The 1,591-nt window shown below is 44.6% G+C and carries 2 protein-coding genes; one reads left to right on the forward strand and one right to left on the reverse strand.

Annotated elements, in window-relative coordinates; genetic code table 11:
• The first annotated feature begins 367 nt into the window (after positions 1–367).
• Positions 368–781, forward strand: a complete 414-nt coding sequence (locus tag P5683_RS24690) for a DUF4278 domain-containing protein (RefSeq protein WP_006616915.1) — start codon at positions 368–370, stop codon at positions 779–781.
• A 431-nt stretch (positions 782–1,212) separates the two neighbouring features.
• Here P5683_RS24690 and P5683_RS24695 read toward each other — a convergent pair.
• Positions 1,213–1,591: transposase (locus P5683_RS24695; protein WP_315641177.1), on the reverse strand; the 379-nt coding region annotated here is incomplete at its 5' end.

Consider the following 1,591-nt stretch of genomic DNA (forward strand, 5'->3'; position numbering starts at 1 on the left):
ATCAGGAGCCGTGTGATGTGAAAGTATCAAGCACGGTTTTGAATTGGAGTTGGGGAAGGCGACTTCCCTTTCGACCATAACAAAATAATAGCACGGGTGAACCCCTAATGCAACCCACCCCCTCAAAAAATTTTTTGTAATATTTCTTAACTTTTGTAACAAAAATTTACATAATCGGGGCGGAATCAGGTTGTGTGGGGTAGCCGGGGGGAAGGTTCAGTGAGTGGCCTAGGTAGAATGGTTGCTGGGACTGTTATGGGAAAGATGTAAAGTTTTGTAAAATATTGGGGATCACCCGGAAAAAATGTAACAATGAATACAGAATAACCAAGTAGACTTTAAAAATTACCCTTTCGGAGAAACAGATATGAAACTAGCCTATCGTGGCGTTAACTATAACCATGAATTTCAACCAATGGATGTGGTAGAATCAGAGGTTTGTGGAAAATATAGGGGCCAAGATTGCCATTTCCATTACCCTCGCCATATTCCTGTCCCCCAACCCCACGGAAACCTGAAATATAGGGCTGTTTCCTACTCTGTGGGTGAACCTAGAGACCAAAACACTATGATGGTGGCTGTAGCGACAAGTGATGCTAAACCTGAGCCACCCCCGGCGACGAGTGGGGATACCTGTGCGATCGCTCCTGAAGAATTAGCTAAAGTACATTCGGCTAATTTGTGCCGTCTTCTGGAACGGAGACAGAAAGCAGCCCGGGAACGAGGCGACCAAAGATTGTTGAGTTTGTTAGAGGCAGAAGCTCAACACATAGCCTGCTAGATTTTACAGCATATTTGACGGAAAATCAATGTCTGGGGTGGTGTAGACAGCAATTCTCATTTTGACCCGCATCCTGTCCAAAATGCCCGATGATGCCCAATCTTGAACGAAAGAATGGGGCTTTCAAGAATCGCTCTTGAGATGATTCTCAATAAGCTGGGGCAAAATTTCCATAATGAGAATTGCTGGTGGTGTAGAAGTGTCTCTTGCATAAAATCCGGTAATTTCTGGCAGGAGCCGGAAATTACTCCTCAAAGGAGATGTAAGATGCAGGTCCAGGATTAGACCTACGTTAAGGGGGTGATGACACCCACAGGTGAACGCCAGCCTGTGGCTCTGTCGTCTATCTTTAAGGAACGAGATGAGTGGATTGGCAATCTCGAGTGAGCTAGACGTAAAAAGCCCCTTTAATATCAAGTCCGGATAATCAATTATAGTAAAGTCTCGGTTTGAGGCCACCAATGAAAACTGGTCAAGCCTCGAATTAATTCGCGCTGTTTCCACAAACTTCGGCAGCGAGCACACAAGAGTTCCTCTAGCTGATCAAGATTCTCAAATGAACGATTGGCAATGGGTTCATCTACCAGAGGCCACAGTCTTTCTGCTGGTTGTAGTTCCGGGGAATGGGACGGTAGAAACATTAAATGCAGTCCTTCGGGTACTTTCAGATTCTTACTGATATGCCATCCGGCTTGATCAACCACTAACATAATGTGTTGATTTGGACCTAATTTAAATTCGGCAGCAAACTCCTGTAATATCAAGTCCGGATAATCAATTATAGTAAAGTCTCGGTTTGAGGCCACCAAC

This window comes from Limnospira sp. PMC 1279.21 (genome assembly GCF_032349615.1).
Taxonomy (GTDB): domain Bacteria; phylum Cyanobacteriota; class Cyanobacteriia; order Cyanobacteriales; family Microcoleaceae; genus Limnospira; species Limnospira fusiformis.